General features: G+C 65.4%; 12 protein-coding genes. 6 read left to right on the top strand and 6 right to left on the bottom strand.

The annotated features are described in order from the left end of the window. The first annotated feature begins 284 nt into the window (after nucleotides 1-284). From ASC89_RS11695 to ASC89_RS11680, 4 genes are all read left to right on the top strand, one after another. Complete coding sequence (locus ASC89_RS11695; protein WP_055878975.1) at nucleotides 285-896, top strand: NYN domain-containing protein; 612 nt, start codon at nucleotides 285-287, stop codon at nucleotides 894-896. A 120-nt stretch (nucleotides 897-1016) separates the two neighbouring features. After that, complete coding sequence (locus tag ASC89_RS11690; protein ID WP_244488442.1) at nucleotides 1017-1652, top strand: uracil-DNA glycosylase; 636 nt, start codon at nucleotides 1017-1019, stop codon at nucleotides 1650-1652. 120 nt (nucleotides 1653-1772) lie between these two features. Beyond that, nucleotides 1773-2642 carry a FecR domain-containing protein gene (locus ASC89_RS11685; RefSeq protein ID WP_055997824.1) on the top strand — a complete coding sequence of 290 codons (870 nt, stop codon included), beginning with the start codon at nucleotides 1773-1775 and terminating at the stop codon, nucleotides 2640-2642. 134 nt (nucleotides 2643-2776) lie between these two features. Beyond that, entirely contained in the window at nucleotides 2777-3646 is an 870-nt protein-coding gene (locus ASC89_RS11680; RefSeq protein WP_162247933.1) for a S9 family peptidase, read from the top strand. A 42-nt stretch (nucleotides 3647-3688) separates the two neighbouring features. Here the strand turns inward: ASC89_RS11680 and smpB are convergent, their stop codons facing one another. After that, a complete protein-coding gene (gene smpB / locus ASC89_RS11675; RefSeq protein ID WP_055878984.1) occupies nucleotides 3689-4153 on the bottom strand; it encodes an SsrA-binding protein SmpB in 465 nt (154 codons plus the stop codon). A gap of 100 nt (nucleotides 4154-4253) precedes the next feature. Beyond that, nucleotides 4254-5135 (bottom strand): 4-hydroxy-tetrahydrodipicolinate synthase, encoded by an 882-nt coding sequence (gene dapA / locus ASC89_RS11670; RefSeq protein WP_055997821.1) that lies wholly within the window; start codon nucleotides 5133-5135, stop codon nucleotides 4254-4256. Between the two features lie 340 nt (nucleotides 5136-5475). Between dapA and ASC89_RS11665 the strand changes: the two genes are divergently transcribed. Together ASC89_RS11665 and ASC89_RS11660 are read left to right on the top strand one after the other, a co-directional pair. Beyond that, nucleotides 5476-7533, top strand: a complete 2058-nt coding sequence (locus tag ASC89_RS11665) for a lytic transglycosylase domain-containing protein (protein WP_055878992.1) — start codon at nucleotides 5476-5478, stop codon at nucleotides 7531-7533. 46 nt (nucleotides 7534-7579) lie between these two features. Next, complete coding sequence (locus tag ASC89_RS11660) at nucleotides 7580-8524, top strand: alpha/beta fold hydrolase (protein WP_055997818.1); 945 nt, start codon at nucleotides 7580-7582, stop codon at nucleotides 8522-8524. A gap of 7 nt (nucleotides 8525-8531) precedes the next feature. On the opposite strand, the gene ASC89_RS11655 is transcribed toward ASC89_RS11660, so the two are convergent. The 4 genes from ASC89_RS11655 to ASC89_RS11640 all read right to left on the bottom strand — a co-directional run bounded on the left by ASC89_RS11655 (nucleotide 8532) and on the right by ASC89_RS11640 (nucleotide 17062). Next, entirely contained in the window at nucleotides 8532-9872 is a 1341-nt protein-coding gene (locus ASC89_RS11655; RefSeq protein WP_055878998.1) for a hypothetical protein, read from the bottom strand. A gap of 131 nt (nucleotides 9873-10003) precedes the next feature. Then, nucleotides 10004-13390, bottom strand: coding sequence for an OmpA family protein (locus tag ASC89_RS11650; RefSeq protein ID WP_055997815.1), 3387 nt, complete (start codon nucleotides 13388-13390; stop codon nucleotides 10004-10006). 224 nt (nucleotides 13391-13614) lie between these two features. After that, nucleotides 13615-15045 carry a hypothetical protein gene (locus tag ASC89_RS11645; RefSeq protein WP_156384583.1) on the bottom strand — a complete coding sequence of 477 codons (1431 nt, stop codon included), beginning with the start codon at nucleotides 15043-15045 and terminating at the stop codon, nucleotides 13615-13617. Nucleotides 15046-15349: 304 nt separating this feature from the next. Next, nucleotides 15350-17062 carry a sulfotransferase gene (locus ASC89_RS11640; protein ID WP_055997810.1) on the bottom strand — a complete coding sequence of 571 codons (1713 nt, stop codon included), beginning with the start codon at nucleotides 17060-17062 and terminating at the stop codon, nucleotides 15350-15352. Nucleotides 17063-17121 lie beyond the last annotated feature (59 nt).

Below are 17121 nucleotides of genomic sequence, written 5' to 3'. Positions count from 1 at the left end.
GGTTTTCAGTCTCGGGACACAACAGCGTGTTTTTACCACAGGGATATGACGCCTACGCAGTTTTTGTTTCGTGTGACGGAACAATGGCTTGGGCCGCGGGGGCGAATCCCGACTGAGTGGCTCCGAATTTATGGGGATTGCAAATTCCCGGGATTAAGCGCGTATTCCGAACTTAGGGAGCGGACCACGCCTTAAATGGGCTACCCTTCGATCCTAGCGGTAAGCCAACGATAGTTTATGCCGGGCAGCCTGAGAGGCCGGCCGCCCCGGTCAGGAGAACAGGCATGTCAATTGATCCGCGCGAGAAGATAGTTCTCTTCATCGATGGCGCGAATCTCTATGCGACCAGCAAGGCCATCGGCGTCGACATCGACTATCGCCGGCTGCTCGCAGAGTTTCAGTCCAAGTCGTACTTGCTGCGCGCCTACTACTACACCGCCCTGGTCGAGGACCAGGAATACTCCTCGATCCGGCCCCTGATCGATTGGCTCGACTATAACGGCTTCACCGTCGTTACCAAGCCCGCCAAGGAGTTCACCGACGCTTCCGGACGCCGGAAGATCAAGGGCAATATGGATATCGAGCTCACCGTCGATGCCCTCGAGATGAGCCAGTATTACGATCACTTGGTGCTGTTCTCCGGCGACGGCGATTTCACCGCGCTGGTGGCGGCGCTGCAGCGCAAGGGCAAGCGCGTCACGGTCGTCTCGACGCTCACCACGCCGACTCCGATGATCGCCGACGACCTGCGCCGGCAGGCGGACTTCTTCATGGACGTCGCTGATCTCGCCAAGATCGTCGGCCGTACCCCGCCGGTCGACCGCACATCGCCGCAGGTGGAACGAAGCGCGCCGGTTGACCGCACCATGGCGACCGTGGACCCTAAGGGAAGCTGAGTCCCCCAGCATTTCTCGTTTATCGAGACGAGAAATGCTGGAATCGCTTGATTGTCGCGCGTTCGAACCGGAAAAGTCTGCAACTTTTCCTGAACGCCGCTCCAGCCCTGACGGTTGCCATTGCCTGAGACCAACCCGCCGCACGATTGCCCGCGCTGCCCTCGCCTCGTGGCGTTCCGCCACGACAACCAGCGCGCCTATCCGGACTACTTCAACGGGCCGGTGCCCACCTGGGGCGACGAACACCCCGGGCTGATGATCGTCGGCCTTGCGCCAGGCTTGAAGGGGGCCAACCGCACCGGCCGGCCGTTCACCGGCGATTATGCCGGCGACCTGCTCTACGCCACGCTCGAAAAGTTCGGTCTCGCCACGGGGCACTACCAGCAGCGGCCGGATGATGGGCTCGAGTTGCAGGACGTGCTGATCGCCAATGCGGTGCGGTGCGTTCCGCCGCAAAACAAGCCGACCGGCGACGAGATCAAGACCTGCCGGCCCTTCCTCGGCGCGGCTATCGCGCATCACCGTCCCCGTGCCTTCCTGGCGCTCGGTCGCATCGCGCACGATTCGCTGCTAACGACGCTGGGCGAGAAACGCTCGAAATTCGCCTTCGGCCACGGCGTCGAGCACCAGCTTTCGAGCGGCGCAACGCTGTTCGATAGCTACCACTGCTCGCGCTACAACACGAACACGGGCGTGTTGACCACTGCGATGTTCGAGGACGTCGTGGGGCGTGCGGCGCGGGCGATTACCGCGTAGACGCCGCATCCTGCCAAGAGCAACGGCGCCGCCGTCTGTCGTGCTCACGAAATCGACAGTTGAACTCGCACGTAAACAAAGTCTTAATACGCGAACAGACAGGGACTGAGGTCCACGGTCATGCCGCGTCTTGGGATTTTCTTCGCACTGCTGGTCGCACTGCTGACGGCGGATGCCAATGCAGCGGATTCACTTGGCCAGGTCGCCGAGGTCCGGCCGGAAGCGACGGGCGGTTTCGGCCAGGCGCGGGTCAGCCTGCTCAAGGGTTCCGAGCTGCGCGAAGGCGAGACCGTGGTCACCGGCCTCAATGGCGAGGTGCAGGTCGTGTTCTCCGACCAGACCCGCCTCGTTATCGGCCGTGGCTCGAGCCTCGTGATCGAGCGCTACCTGATGCGCAATGACGGGACGCCGGAGAAGTTCGCGATCAACGCGCTGGCCGGCACCTTCCGCTTCATCACCGGTAACGGCGACAAGAACGCCTACAGGATCGCCACGCCCACCGGCACGATCGGCATCCGCGGCACCGAGTTCGACTTCACTGTCGAGGGGCGGACGGGGCAGACCAACGTCGTGCTGTTCCACGGCGCGGTCATCCTCTGCCCGGTAAGGGGAAAGTGCGTGACGCTCAGCGAGCGCTGCGGCGTGGCGCAACTGGTCTCAAAGCGCGAGGCCGACATCGTGACGCGCGAGGCCGAGCGGCTCAAGGTGGCCGGCGCCTTCCCCTATGTCGCCTCGCAGTCGCGGTTGCTTCGCGACTTCCGCGTTACCCGCCCTGCGCAATGCATCGCGCCGGTGCAGATCGAGCGCGAGACGGCTCAGCGCCTCGCCGTGACCGATCCACCGCCCATCGTTCCAGTGCCGCTGTCGCCACCGCCGCCTCCCCCGACCGAGGCGAAGGGCAATAATGGCCTTGGTAATGGCGGGGAAGGCGATGAGGGCCCAACCGAACAGGGCAACCCCGGCAAAGGCAAGGGCAAGGACAAGCCCTGAAGGCGGATGCGATTGAGCGCTGGAGTGGGCCAAGGTCGCCGTTGACACTCCGGGAGAGCCGGTGACACGCTCGTCAGTCGGATTTTTCTCAGTACCTTCAAAGGGAAGCGCCTATGCAAGTCGTGAAGACCGGAATGACGATGTTGATTGCCTCGTTCGCCCTTGTGGCCGCAACGATGGCGCAGGCGGAGACGGTGAGCGAGGTCACCGTGATGAACGGTGCCCGCGCCGTCCCTGCCACCGTTGTCGTACCGGATGGCGCGGGGCCCTTCCCCGCAGTGGTGATGAATCACGGCCACGGCGGCGGCCGGCAGGAAGGCGGCGGCTTCACCCGCCTGGCCAAGGCGCTGGCCGATGCTGGCATCCTCACGATCCGCATGGATTTCCCCGGCAGCGGCGACAGCAAGGAGCCGTTCACCGAGGGCTACCTCAGCAACATGATCTCGGACTCGAACGCCAGCCTCGCCTACCTGCTGCAGAACTTCCCGGCCGATCCTGCTCGCCTCGGCATCCTTGGCTACAGCATGGGCGGCCGCATCGCACTGACCGTCGGCCAGACCGAAGGCAATCCATACAAGGCGATGGGCCTGCTCGCCCCATCAGCCAATCCGGGCAAGGATCTGCTGCTGTTCTTCGCGGGCGGATCGGAAGCCGAGTACGAGCGGCTCTATGCCGAAGCTTCCAGCGACAAGGGCTATGCCGATTACACGACGATGTTCGGGCAGCAGCAGAAGCTGAGCAAGCAGTGGTTCGACGAATTGCTGGCTTCCAAGCCGCTCGAAGCCATCAGCGCCTACAAGGGCGCTATGCTGGTGGTGCATGGCGACAAGGACGTGGTGATCAAGCCGGCCGAGAACGAAGCCGTCATCGCCGCCTACCCCGCCGCCTCGATCGTGCTCGTCCCCGAAGCCGACCACGGCTACGGCTTCTACAGCGATCAGCCTGAGGTCAGTGCACTGGTTGAGGGCTCGTTCGCAAAGTTCTTCAGCGAAGCGCTGAAGTAGCGCCCAATGACAGAGGCGGCGCGTGGTTCGGGCTAATCGGCCCTACCCGCGCCCGCCTTCTTTCATGATCCGGGATTTGTCGCGGTTCCAGTCGCGGTTGCGCTCGGTTTCGCGCTTGTCGAAACTCTTCTTGCCCTTGCCGACGCCGATGAGCAGCTTGGCTCGGCCCTGCTCGTTGAAATAGAGCTTCATCGGCACGATGGTGTTGCCGGCACGCTCGACGTCCTGGCTGAGGCGCGCCAGTTCCTTCTTTTTGACCAACAGCTTACGCGGGCGCTTCTCTTCATGGTTGAAGCGGTTGGCCTGCAGGTATTCCGGAATATGCGCGTTGATCAGCCACAGTTCGCCACGTTCCGGCGAGGCATAGGCCTCGGTGATCTGGGCCTTGCCGGTGCGCAGCGATTTCACCTCGGTGCCGGTCAGAACGATGCCGGCCTCGAGCGTGTCGATGATCTCGTAATCGTACCGGGCCCGGCGGTTCTCCGCGATCGGGCCGGTGACGATCATCGCCGGTTTGTTGGGTGTCTTAGCCATGATCTTCCGAGCCAATAGCGAGTGGCGAACAGGAGCAGCCGCATTGGCCACTCCCAACTCGCTGCTCGCTCACTTAGTTGGGCAGCAGGCCCGCATGCGACAAGGCCGCGTCGATGGCCTTCTCGTTGTCCTTGGACACCGGCACCACCGGCAGGCGGAACTCGTTGCGGCAGAGCCCGAGCCTCGCTGCGGCGTATTTGACGCCGCCGGGATTGTTCTCGAGGAACAGCGCCTTGTGCAGCGGGAACAGCTTGTCCTGGAGGGCCAGCGCTTCGGCGAAATTGCCCTGCTGGCAGGCGTTCTGGAACAGCGCGCTGAGACGCGGCGCGACGTTGGAGGTTACGGAAATACAACCGTGACCGCCGTGGGCGTTGAAGCCGAGCGCCGTCACATCCTCGCCCGAGAGCAGAACGAAGTCGGCGCCCAGTCGCATTCGCTGCGCGCTGGTCCGCTCCATGTTGGCCGTCGCATCCTTGACGCCAAGGATGTTCGGATGCGCCTCCTTGAGGCGCACGATGGTGTCGACAGAGAGGTCGACCACGGTGCGGCCCGGCACGGAATAGAGGAGGATCGGCAGCGCCGTCGCCGAGGCCACGGCGGAGAAGTGCTGGAACATCCCCTCCTGGGTCGGCTTGTTGTAGTAGGGCACCACCGACAGCACGGCGTCGGCGCCGACTTCTTCGGCAAAGCGCGCCAGCGATACCGCCTCAGCGGTCGAGTTCGAACCGGCCCCGGCGATCACCGGCACGCGCTTGGCAGTCACCTCGACGCAGATTTCGATGACGCGGCGGTGCTCTTCGTGGCTGACCGTCGGGCTTTCGCCGGTGGTGCCGACCGGCACCAGACCGTGCGAGCCCTCGTTGATCTGCCAATCGACGAAGTTGCTGAAGGCTTTCTCATCCAGCGCCCCGTTCGCGAACGGAGTGATGAGCGCTGTGATCGAACCTCGCAACATTTCGGGTCAGTTCCTCGTCGTATGGGCGCCGCCCCTTGGCGGTCGCGGCTGTGGTTGGTGGGCCGTATGGCCAAAATGTGGCCACATCCCGATCATCGGGGGGCCATAGTCGCGCACCATAGTTTCTCTCGTGCGGCGCGACAAGCAAGCTGTCGATAGAGGGCGCGACGCACACCCACAAGGACCGAGTGGCTAACCAAACGTTCACGCGCGCCGTGCAACCTTGGGACGCTGCAAGGGTGGGGGCACCTTGTTGGACTTCCTATTGCGGACCAACAGGACGGTTACCATGGTTGTTGCGAGGGGCGCGCGCCGCCTGATCGCCACTGGAATTGTTGGCTTGGGTGTACTCGGCGCTGCAACGCTGCCGATCCTGTTGTCGCGTGCCAACGATACCGCAACTGCCGATGTGGTGACGCCGGTCACCCGGCCACCGCTGACGCCCGCCGTCGAGGCTTCGCTGCTCGATCCCGTGACCACCGGTTCGATCCCGATCAAGGCGCCGGTCGTCGATGCGAAGGCCGCCTCGGCTACTTTCAAGGAGGCGCTCGATCTGCTCGCCGACGGCAAGCAGGCAGATGCCTATGCGCTGGCCAGCGGCATCGCCGACACCGCCGAACGCCATGCGATCCAGTGGGCCGCTATCTTCTACGGCAACGGCGAAGTGCCGGCTGCCTCGGTGCAGAGGTTCATCGCCGACGCGCCCGATTTCGCCACGAGCCCCGTATTCAGGACCCGCCTCGAAGAGGCGCTGACCAAGGAAAAGGCCGACGGCGCGACGCTGATCAAAGCGCTTGGCGGCGCCATGCCAAACACCCTGGCGGCGCAGATTGCACTGGCCGAAGCCTATGTCGGTAGCGGTCAGACGGAACGTGCCGCGCGCATCGCCCGCGCCATCTGGACCGAGAACTTCCTCGACAAAGCCACCGAAGCCAAGGTGCTCAGCCGGCTCGGCAGCCTGCTCGATCGTGACGCCCATTGGGCTCGCGCCATGCACCTGATGATGCATGATCGCGCCACCGGCGTTGAACGGCTGATGCAGTACATGACGCCGGCGCAGAAATCGCTGGCGCTGGCCCGCAACGCGGTGTCGCGCAACACCAAAAACGCCAAGAAGCTGCTCGACGCGGTCGATCCGTCGATGCGCACCAACTCGGTCTACCAGTTCAGCCGCGCCCAGCGTGCCCGGCAGTTCGAACTCTGGGACGACGCCATCAACTGGCTGGACAAGGCCAAGGGCGAGCCAGTTGATGCCGCCGAGTTCTGGTACGAGCGCCGCACCCTGGCGCGCCAGTTGCTGGCGCTGGGCGAAGTCAAGCGCGCCTATCGCGCAGCCGACGGTTATCGGGAAGGACCGGATGGCCGACTGGTCGAGGCGCATTTCCATGCCGGCTGGATCGCGCTGGCGTTTCTGAAGGACGCCAAGGCAGCGGCCCCGCATTTCGAGGAAATGACCAAGCATTCGACCCTCCCCGACTCGGTCACCCAGGCGAACTACTGGCTCGGCCGGGCCCGGCAGGCGCTCGGTGACGAAGCCGGCGCCGCCGAGGCGTTCAGCAAGGCCGCGGCGTTCGGCACCATCTACTACGGTCAGTTGGCCCGCTCGGCGCTTGGCAAGCCGTCGGCTGAACTGCGCGATATGCCCGCCTGGAAACAGGCCGAGGCCGGCTTCGAGAGCCGGGAACCGGTGCGCGCGGTGCGGCTCCTCGCCGACAATGGCCACAAGGAACTGGCGGTCCCCCTGCTCCGCAGTTTTGCCGAGAGCTTTACCGATGGCGCCGATCTGCTGCTGTCGGCGAAGCTCGCCCAGACGCTCGATGCACACCATCTCGCCATCGCCATCGCCGACACGGCGGAAAAGCGCGGCACGCCGCTCGACCTGTTCAATTTCCCCAAGGACGGCCTGCCCAGCACCAAGCTGGCCTCGATGGACCAGGCCGCGATCTACGCCATCACCCGGCAGGAGAGCCGCTTCCAGGTCGACGCCATCTCGTCCGCCGGCGCGCGCGGCCTGATGCAGCTGATGCCGGCAACCGCCAAGGAAACCGCCGGCAAGCTCGGCGTGAAGTACTCGGCCAGCCGGCTGACCAGCGACGGCGAGTATAACGCGCTGCTCGGCTCGACCTATCTCAAGGCGCAGCTTGAACGCTTCGACGGCTCGCTGCTGCTCGCCGCCGCCGCCTACAATGCCGGCGCCGGCAACGCCCGCAAGTGGGTGAACACGTTTGGCGACCCGCGCTCCGATGCGATCGACCCGGTCGTGTGGGTGGAACTGATCCCCGTCCAGGAGACGCGGACCTATGTGAAGCGGGTGCTGGGCAACTATCTCGTCTACCGGGCCCGCCTGGGCAAAGACGACCTGAGCATCGGCGAGGCGCTCAGAAAGATCCCGGGATAGTTCGCGGGCCGACAGTTGGGACGGCCGCAAATTCTGCTATTGCTCGATGATGTTCTCCCGCCCGCGTCTGTCGCCCGATGATCATCGCAGTTTCGCCACTCTGCCGGTGACCCGCTACACTGTCGGGCCGGCGGACGAACAGGTCGCGGTCCACATCTCCGGTCGGCTGGCCGTCGGGCGCATTCCCCTGGTCTGCGTGCCCGGCTACCAGCGCAACATGTCGGATTTCGCCGACTTCGCGAACCACTTCCACCGCGTTTACGGCGACGACTGGCCGATCGTCCTGGTCGACCTGAAAGGCCGCGGCCGTTCGTCGGATCGCACCGACAAATCGCGCTACATCTCGACCGTCGATGCGCTGGAGCTGGTCCAGGTGCTGGCGGCGCTGGCTGTTGATGGCGGCATCTTCGTCGGACAGGGTTATGGCGGCCAGGTGGTGATGGCATTGGCTGCCGAGCGGCCGAACCTCTTGACCGGCGCAGTGCTCATCGATGCCGGGCCGGTCTCCGATCCGCGCGGCCTGGTCCGCCTGCGCAACAACCTTCGGGACCTCGAGGGCAACCGCTCCGAAGCGGGCTTTCGGACCATGGCGCGCCGGATGCTGGCGCCGGACTACCCGGCGGCGACAGAGGGGCTGCTCGATGTGCTGGCGGCCCGCACCCACTTCCTCGACAAGCGCAACCGTGTCCGCGCCTTGTTCGATCCGCACCTCACCGGCTTGCTCGAGTCGTTTGAGCACGACGATATCCTGGTGCCGCAATGGCAGCTCTATGATGCGCTGGCCAGTGCCCCACTGCTGCTGATGCGGACGCAGCTCACCGAACAGGTGCGGCGCGAAACGTTCGAGGAAATGCTGCGCCGGCGCCGCGACGCCGAGGGCTACGTGATCGAGGGCTCGGGATCCCCTGCCCTGCTCAACACCCCGGAGGATGTCGGCCCGATCGCCGAGTTCGTGCGCAAGCTGGTGAAGCGGCGCGCCAAGGCCGCCTGAACCCTCTCTACTGCTGGCCCGCCGCCTTCTTCGTCTCGACCGTCGCCGGGGCAAGCCCGCGCGCCTGCTCCCGCCAGTGCTCCCGCGCGATCCGACCGGCGATGCCGAGATGGTTCTCGATCCAGCCGGCATTGTCGTCGGTCAGTTCGGCGATCTGATCGAAGTGATAGAGGCCAAGCCGGTTCAGCGCCGTCTCAATGATCGGCAGGATGCCGATGACGTGCGTGAGATCGTCCTTCACGCCAAGCCGCGGCGCGGCAATACCCACGGGCCTGCCGGGAGCCTCGACGAGCTCGGCCGTCGCCCCCGGGTTGGCGGCCTCGGTGGCGGACGTGACGGCGGCAAGCGAGTCCACAACGATAGCCTCGGCTGAAACTTCCGGCAGGTCCACCCTGCGGGTCCGCGGCGATGCAGCGCGACGCGGCGACCAGTTGCCCTCAATGGCCCGCATGGCAGCGGCCTCATCATCTTCGGCGCTGGTCTCGGGCGCGGCCGGGGTGATGGGTTCCGGTGCGACGGCCACCTCTTCCAGCAACGGCGACGCCGCCGGCTGGGCGATCTCAGCAACCGCGGCAGGCGGCTGTTCAAGGGGCGCGTTCGCCGCAGCAGCGTCCGCCTCGGCGTCAGCGGCAGGGAGCTCGAGGGAAGCAGCCGTCTCTGCCTCGACCGCCGTCGCTGCATCGGGCTGTGCCTCTGCTTCGACGGGAGGCGCGACCTCCACCTCGACGACCGGCTCGGACTTCACCGCCGGCGGCCCGGCCACAACGGGAGAGGCTGGTTCAGCCGCCGGCATGGGGACCGCAGCAACGACGGCCGCCGGCTCCAGACTTTCTACGGCAAGCTTTTCGAGCGGGAACGGAATGACTTCGGCGCTGGCCCCCTCCAGCGTGACGACGCGAACCGGCACGGCGGAGCTGCGCGGATGCGCCACGACGTGGCCCGACGTGGTCTCCCCTGCCACTCGGGCCGGCCGCATTGGCTCGGCCGTTTTGGTCACGGCAACCGCGGGCAGCGGCGCAATACTCGGCATCTGGATCTTGCTCGCGGGGCTACCCGGCTTGTCGCCCGCCAGCGCCAGCAGCGCTTCGGTGAAATCGAGGGCCGGGACGTCGGCCGGCGCGACCGGTGTTGGTGTTTTCACCACTTCGCTAATGACCGGGGCCGCGACCAAGGCTGAGGCCCCTTCCGGCTTTGCCGGCTCGACAACCGCGACCGGCGACGACGCCGGCGCTTTGGTCGGCATCAGGCGAGAGGCCGCCAGACGGGCGAGCGCGCCAACAACTGCGCCGGAGAGGAACGCCACCAGCAAAAGCAGCGCGATTTCGAGGATGTGCGCAGGGTTCAGCATCTGAGACCTCAACCCTTCCGAGCGCGAACGGAGAGCCAGCCGGTAACGAGACCGATTGCTCCCGCAGCCAGAACGAACGGCCAGTAGACCTCGAGCAGATAGATCAGAGAATCCAGGGTCATATGCGTTCGCTACTCGTCGGCGAGGGTAAAGACGATGCGGCGGTTGGCCTGCTTGCCTGCGCGCGTCTCGTTGCTGGCGACTGGCAGGCTCTCGCCATAGCCGATGGCATAGAGCCGCTCGGGTCCGATGCCGCGCAGGATCAGCGCATCGACGACAGCCTCGGCGCGCGACACCGACAGGGCCAGGTTGGCCTCATCCTCGCCGTCGGCGTCGGTGTGTCCTTCGACGTTGACCGTCGCTTCAGGGCATAGCCCCAGGTAGCCAGCCAACTCGTCGATCGCCGGAACCGATTCATCGGCGATCCGGGCGCTGCCGGACTGGAAGACGATAGCGTTGCGGGCCGCAAACGCCGTCACTTTGTCGCGGCAGACATCCAGCGGCGGCAGCAACGTGACGCTGGTGTCCCACTGATCTAGCGTCGGAACCGCTGCCAGCGCGGTGAGCGCCGCCTGCTTGGCCTCCTCGGTCTCAGCCCGGCCGGAGAACACCCAGCGGTCGCCATCGAGCCCGAACTCGCCATCCGCCAGCAAGGCCAGCGCACGGCTGCCGGCATCGGCATTGGTGACGAAATCGTCAGGCAGGTCGGGGCTGATGGTCAGGGCCTCCGCCGGCTCGCCACCGGCGATGACCGCCAGATGCCGCCGCATCGGCTCTGCGGGCACCGCGCCCGAGAACGTGATCGGACCGCCGAGCGACTTCTTGGCATCGAATAGATAGTTGCGGACCACCGGTGTTGCTGGCTCAGGCTGAGGCTCAACCGCCGGCTGCGGTTCGACCACCGCGACCTCCTGCTCAGCGGGCGCGGTCTCGGCTGCGGGAGGCGCCTCAACTGCGGGAGTGGCCTCGGCTGCCGGCCCCGCTTCTTCGGCTGGCTCCGTCGCGGCTGTCCCGGGTTCCGGCTCCAATGCCGCCGGCTCAGCAGGCACGTCCTCGGTTGTGGCCGGTTCGGCCGTTTCCACCGTAACGGGTGCGGGCTCTGGCGCGGCCTGTGTCGGCTCGGCCAAGGCTTCAATCCACGCCGCGCCGCCATCCGACGCCGTCGCGACTGCCGCGCGCGCGGCGTCGGCGTCGGCTGGGGTGAGCGGCTGGCCGGCGATGGACCAGGCTTTGCCGTCGTATTTCACCTCACCGCTTTCGAGCTTCAGCAATGCATCGAGGCCGGCCAGCGAGTCGGCGATGAAGCCCTGCGGCTCGCCCGAGCCGACCAGCGTGGTGTCGCTGCTGACCTTGCCGGCGCGCACCGCTGCAAAGCGGCGAACCTCCTCGGTGGGCACATAGCCGGAGAGTGCGAAGCTCCCATCAGCGGCCCTTACCGCCGACCAGACGAACGGCGTGACGACGGGCGCCGCATCGCCGGCCTGGATGGCGACATGCCAGGCGGAGGTGTCGGTTGCGGTGCGCAGGGCGGTTTCGAGCTCGTAGCGGCCGGTTGTGGTCGGCAGCTTCCCGGTCAGCGACCAGCTTCCAGCCGAGAGCGCCAGCGTGCCTTCGTCGAGCCCCAGAAGTGCATCGAGACCGCCGATGGCCGCCGGGATGAAGCCTTCGGGCGCCCCGGCGCCGAGAGCGGTTCCATCGACGACGTTGGCGCCGGCATGCCCTGCGAGGTAGCGCTTCAACTGTTCCGTCGGCAGGAAGCCGGTGAAGGCAATCCTGCCATTGGCAGACTTCTGCGCCCGCCAGACATAGGGATCAACAACCGGCAGCGCTGCCGTTTCGGCGGCGCCCGGCAGGCTGACGCTGTAGGTCCAGCCGGCGGTCCGCAAACCGGTGGCGGCGAAAGCGGATTCAGCGGCGAAGGCTTCCTGCGGCGTGTCAACCGCACCATTGAGGCTCCAGCTGGCGCCGTCATAGCTGACCTTGCCGCTATCGAGCAGCTGCAGCACCCCGAGCGCCTTGATCGCAGCCGCTTCGAAATCTGCCGGGTTGCCGTCGGCGATGACGGTGGTGTCGCTTGCGACCGCCGGCAGCCCTGCAACCAGCGCCTTGCGCACTGCCGCGCCGGGCACGTAGCCCGAGAGCGAGAACTGGCCAGTGGCGGTCTTCTCGGCGGCAAAGGTGAAAGGCGTCGCCAAGGGCGGCTTCACCGTCGTGCTGGCGAGAATGAGCCCCTGCGGTGCACCAAGCTCCAAGCGCGTCTCGATGGCAGCGAAGTCAGCCACCGTGGCGGCGCGCCCGTCGACGGTGATCACCGTTCCCTGGATGGTGGCGTGGCCCTCGCTCATCCGGCGCAGCGCCTCGAGCACGAAATCAATACCGGATTCGAAGCGCTCCGGCGCGCCACGGCCAAGCTCGAGTCCGGCGGCATCGACATTGTCGAGCGCCTCGAGACGATCGCGGAGCGCCGCATCGGGGACGAAACCGTCGAGGACGATCCCGTTCGCGCCTCGCTCGGCGCTCAACCAGTACTCACCGACGAGCGGCGGCCCGAGCGTCACGGCGGCGGCCGACGGCGTCATCGCGACACGGACAGATTCGGCTGCAGCGGCGTCAGCCGGGGATCCGGCCAGGGTTGAAGTCTTATCAGAGATTGTTGCGCTACCGCTCTCCAACTTAAGGAGATTTTCTAGCAGCAGCTTGGCGGATGCAGCAAACTCGGTGGGTGCGCCCGATGCGAGGACGAGGCTGGTCGAGACGCTCGTTCCAGCGGGCGCAAGTGCCTCAAGTTCGGCAATCAGCACCTCGCTGGGTGTGGCGCCGGAGAGACTCAGTTTCCGCCCGTCGTACTCGGCGCGCCATTCGAACGGCGAGACCAACGCGGGCTGCACTTCGCGGTAAGCCACCGTGACAGCGGCAGGAACGGCCGCCGCGCCGATGCCGGCGAGCGAGGCGTAGGCATCAGGCGATTTGGCTCGTCCCGAGATGGTCAGATTGAGGTCGGCAAGGGCGACTTCGCCCTCATCGAGTTGCCTGGCATAGCCCAGCGCATAGTCGACGGCGGCAAGCCAGTTCGCCCGGTTCGGCGCCCCGGACATCAGCCGCGTCTCGTCGCGCGCCCCCTCCCCGGCGATGTCGAGGATCTCGGCGCGCGCTTCCTCGTCGGGAAGGCCGCCGGAGAGCGTGAGCACGCCGCCCTCGACGGTGGCGATGAACGGGAACGGACTGACATGTTCGGCGAGCACCACTTTCGAGGTCACGCTGCGAACGCCGTGCACGGCTGCGACCTTCGCAACAGCCTCGTCGATCATCGATTGCGTGGTGGCGGTGCCGGTGATCGTGGCATCACGCATGTCGAAACTGAGCTTCGCCCACTCGAACTCGGGACCGTCGATAACGGCGCTGGTGCGGCTCGCAAGATCCGGCGGGATGGCGCTTCCGCTCGTCGCCACGGCGGCGACGGTGCCGCCGATGACCGTGACGAAGGCTGGTACACCCCAGCGCAGGAAGATGCCGCTCATGCCGCCCCCGAAACAAGAACTCTGCCGACGCCATGCCGACGACGAGCCATAGCGCCAAACACTGAATCGGAGAAGTGCGTCAACGCCACTGACAATTTCAGAATGTCAGCATGAACCGATAAATGCGGCCAAATGAACGAAGCCTGACAACTCTGTGAACAGCCCGCATAAACAGAAAGGCCCGGCTGACGCCGGGCCTTTCCAATCCGATTGGGCCGTAAGGCTTACTCGAAGGTCTTCTTGAACTCGGTCTCGAGCTTGTAGCCAACGTCCGCGCTGTTGGTCTCGGAGGTAACCGTGCCCTTGATCGAGGAGGTGTAACCACCGCCCGGAGCCCAAGCCAGCTTGGCCGAACCGTAGATCAGGTCGTCGGAGCCGTTGTCGACGTAGCCGAGTTCGCCGGTGACGGTGATCGACTCGGTGACGGCAGCCGAAACGCCCGCCGCAACCTGCCATGCATCGCCGAGGCCGGCGATGTTCTGCTGGTACCAACGGCCGCCAACATTGACGGTCACGCCTTCGGTGACCGCGAAGCTAACGGAAGCACCAGCACCGAGATCGGTGTCGGTACCGTCGTCAACAGCCTCGACCGCACCAGCGATGGTGAACATGTCGAAGGTGGCCGAGGCCGAAGCAAGGACGTTCCAGTAGTCGTGATCGGTCCCGATCAAGATCTGGTCTTCGGAGTGACCGAATGCACCCGCCAACACGACCTTGAAGTTGTCGAACGTGCCGGCAAAGCCAGCATGCACGCCCCAAGCTTCGACTTCACCATCGAGCACGCCAGCGGCAGCGCCGGTGATGTGAGCCGAAATGCCTTCACCAGCGTAAGCAATCACGCCGACGGCAGTACCGGCACCATGGAGACTAGAAGCGGGGACGAGCAGGTTAGCCTGCTGATTGTCAAGCTTCTCAAGGCCGGCGCTGATCGTAAAACCATTGCCCAGATCAGAGGTGACCTGGATGACCATGCCGCCGTCGTCGAGGCCATCGGTACCCGCAAGCGGGCCCCAGCTAACACCGCGATCAACGTCTTCCGAGTTGAAGAGGTCAAGCCACGTCAGGGGTTCGTCGTCGCCCTTGTTCATGATCGAGCCCTTCTTGCCCGCCATGATCACGGTCGAGTCGCCGATCGAGACGTAAGCTTCGTCGAGGACGACCGAGCCAGGACCATTGACCGGAAGGCCGGCAATCGTGCCCTCATCGCCGGTGGTGGAGCCACCGTAGTAACGGACACCCTCGTTATCAACACGAGCGTCAGTCACCTGCTTCAGCTTCAGAACAGCCTTGGCCGGGCCGAAATCGGAGTCGGCAGTCGCAACGAACTTGATCCAAGCGTCGAAACGCGAACGCCAGTCCAGGTTGTCGTCGGTGCCCGGCAGAGCGCCATGGCCGCCACCGATCCACTGGACGCCACCGTCAGCCGGGGTCGCAACGCCGAACGACTCGTTGGTGAAATCGCCCCAGGTGAACTTGTACTTCACTTCGCCGGTGATCTGCAGGCAGTTGGTGTCGGACGAGATCGTCAGACCCGACAGGCCCAGAGCGTCGCAAACGTCAAGCGACGTCAGAACGCCGAGATCGGCCGCGAAAGCGCCGCCGGTCGAGAGACCCGCTGCCGCCACAGAACCCAGAAGAAGGCTCCTGATTTTCATTATTGACCTCCAAAGTCAGTCATTCGTTTTGCCAGTTGCCCGGCGGCTTGTCGAAACGCGACCACACTTTTGTGTGTGTTGCCGTCGCGTTTGCGACCGACAAACGATCCCATGCATGGATTCGCAAGACCCACTCTACGCAGGAGTTCGGGAGGCGCAATCGTAGAATGGCTGAATTGCGGCAGCGCCAAGGTGGTTGCAGACCGGCTGTTGCAAATTCGGCACAGGTTTGGAAACGGGCCGTTAATACTTGCGACCGCGCCGGCCGGAATCGATCCCAGCCGGGGCATCCGCGCCGCCGGACTCAGGTCCAGAGTTCCGGGTGAAGCTGCCGCCATGCAGCCATGTGGGCCGAGTGATTGGCGGCGCGCTCGGCGCTCGACCTGTCCCCCTGCTGCGGCTCCGATTGGGCCGGCGCAACGCACGCCTCATCCCAATCGGCCCCCAGGAACTGCAGCAAGCTCGCCATCGGGGCCCGCCGATCGGACATCAGGGCACCGACGTCGAGGTCGCGAATAAACCCCGGGAAGCGCGTGTGCCAATCGCTCATCAGCTGCGAATACGCCGAATGGTAGCCGCGCAGCTCGCCCAGCTCGTTCGAGTACTCGAACCCGGCGCCGGTGAGGAACTTCTCGAATATGGCGACGCGATGCTCGGCGGGCGGCCGCACGCAGTGAATGATCCGGGCATTGGGCAGGGCGAGGCGGATGAAGCCCAGGTAGTGATAGTTCGATGGCATGGTGTCGATGACGCGCTTGCCGTCGGGAATCAGCCGCTGAGCTTCTTCCATGTAGGCGCGTCCAAGCGCAGCGAAACGATTGGCCGGTATCGCCGACAATGGGAGCCCGCCGGTTTCCAGAAGCAGTTCCCGCACCAGCCTGCCCATGGTCGGCAGCTCTCCAGCGCCCGCGAAAGCCGGATGTGAGGCGAGGATCAGTTCCAGCGTGCTTTTGCCTGACCGCGGCAGGCCAACGATGAAGACCGGGTTCGCCGCTGACGAGGCGCCGCTCAGCAGCATCTCATCAGCATCACGAAAGCGCTCCAGCTCCGACTTCAGGAGGTCGGCCTCGCGGTTCAGCGAGAAGGTGACGCGTTGCCGCTGCATGCGGTTCGCGTCGATGAATGCGGCGATGGATCCGGAATGATCTCCAATGTCGGCCAGAGCCTTGCCCAAGGCAAAGCCGGCAAAGATCCGGTCGACGGTATCGACATGCTCTGACCGGAACACGCCCTCCATTGCCGCGACTGCGCGATCGCCCGCCCGGTGGCGCACCGAGGTGGCGCGCTGCAGGTGTGCCTCGCCATAAGTCGGCCGCAGGGTGAGGGCGCGGTCGAACCCGGCGATCGCCTCGTTTATCGCGCCACCCGCATAGAGTGAGCGCGCGCGTTGCATGTGAAGGGTGGCCTCTTCGGGAAGGACAGCCAGTCCCCTGTCGAGCAGCTCCAGCGCCTCCGCCGCGCGTCCTTGATCGATCAGCATGAAGGCGAGCCGATCATAGGCCTCGGCATAGCTGGGCCGCAGCTCGATCGCCTTGCGATAGGATGCTTCCGCCGCGAAATGATCCCCGGCCTGACGGAGCATGCTGGCCAGCCTGAAGTGGAAGGCAGGCTCGGCCGGCCTAATCTCGGCAGCATGCCGATAGGCATCGGCGGCCTCGTTGAACCGCCCCAGTGAGCGGTTGGCCATGCCGAGATTCGAATAGGTTTCCGCCGATGCCGGCTGAATGGCCACGGCGCGTTGCAGCACTTCCACCGCTTCGTCGTTGCGACCGGCGCTGCTCAGCGCCACCCCCATATTGGCGAGGTATTGCGGGTTGGAGGGCTCGGTCTTGAGCGCCACGGCGATGTGACGGATGGCGGCGGTCGGTTCTCCCTGCTGCATCAGCGTGAGCCCGAACAGGTGGTTGGCTGCAGGGTGGCCGCCGTCGAGGCGCAGAATCTGCTGGTACAGGCCTGCTGCCTCTGTTCCGCGCCCAGCCTGGTGAAGCTCGATGCCGCGCTGCAGTAGGCTCTCCACCGTCCGGCCTTGCGGTTGCTTGGGGGGAACTCGACGGGAAGGGGACATGCGTCTCTTGC

This window comes from Devosia sp. Root413D1, from assembly GCF_001425235.1.
Classification (GTDB): domain Bacteria; phylum Pseudomonadota; class Alphaproteobacteria; order Rhizobiales; family Devosiaceae; genus Devosia_A.
This window is presented reverse-complemented; position numbering and strand designations above follow the sequence as displayed.

What these genes read in the sequence shown, in the direction of transcription:
- ASC89_RS11695 (WP_055878975.1), top strand. Translation starts at nt 285, where the DNA reads ATGTCAATTGATCCGCGCGAGAAGATAGTTCTCTTCATCGATGGCGCG.
- ASC89_RS11685 (WP_055997824.1), top strand. Translation starts at nt 1,773, where the DNA reads ATGCCGCGTCTTGGGATTTTCTTCGCACTGCTGGTCGCACTGCTGACG.
- ASC89_RS11680 (WP_162247933.1), top strand. Translation starts at nt 2,777, where the DNA reads ATGACGATGTTGATTGCCTCGTTCGCCCTTGTGGCCGCAACGATGGCG.
- smpB (WP_055878984.1), bottom strand. Translation starts at nt 4,153, where the DNA reads ATGATCGTCACCGGCCCGATCGCGGAGAACCGCCGGGCCCGGTACGAT.
- dapA (WP_055997821.1), bottom strand. Translation starts at nt 5,135, where the DNA reads ATGTTGCGAGGTTCGATCACAGCGCTCATCACTCCGTTCGCGAACGGG.
- ASC89_RS11660 (WP_055997818.1), top strand. Translation starts at nt 7,580, where the DNA reads ATGATGTTCTCCCGCCCGCGTCTGTCGCCCGATGATCATCGCAGTTTC.
- ASC89_RS11655 (WP_055878998.1), bottom strand. Translation starts at nt 9,872, where the DNA reads ATGCTGAACCCTGCGCACATCCTCGAAATCGCGCTGCTTTTGCTGGTG.
- ASC89_RS11650 (WP_055997815.1), bottom strand. Translation starts at nt 13,390, where the DNA reads ATGAGCGGCATCTTCCTGCGCTGGGGTGTACCAGCCTTCGTCACGGTC.
- ASC89_RS11645 (WP_156384583.1), bottom strand. Translation starts at nt 15,045, where the DNA reads ATGAAAATCAGGAGCCTTCTTCTGGGTTCTGTGGCGGCAGCGGGTCTC.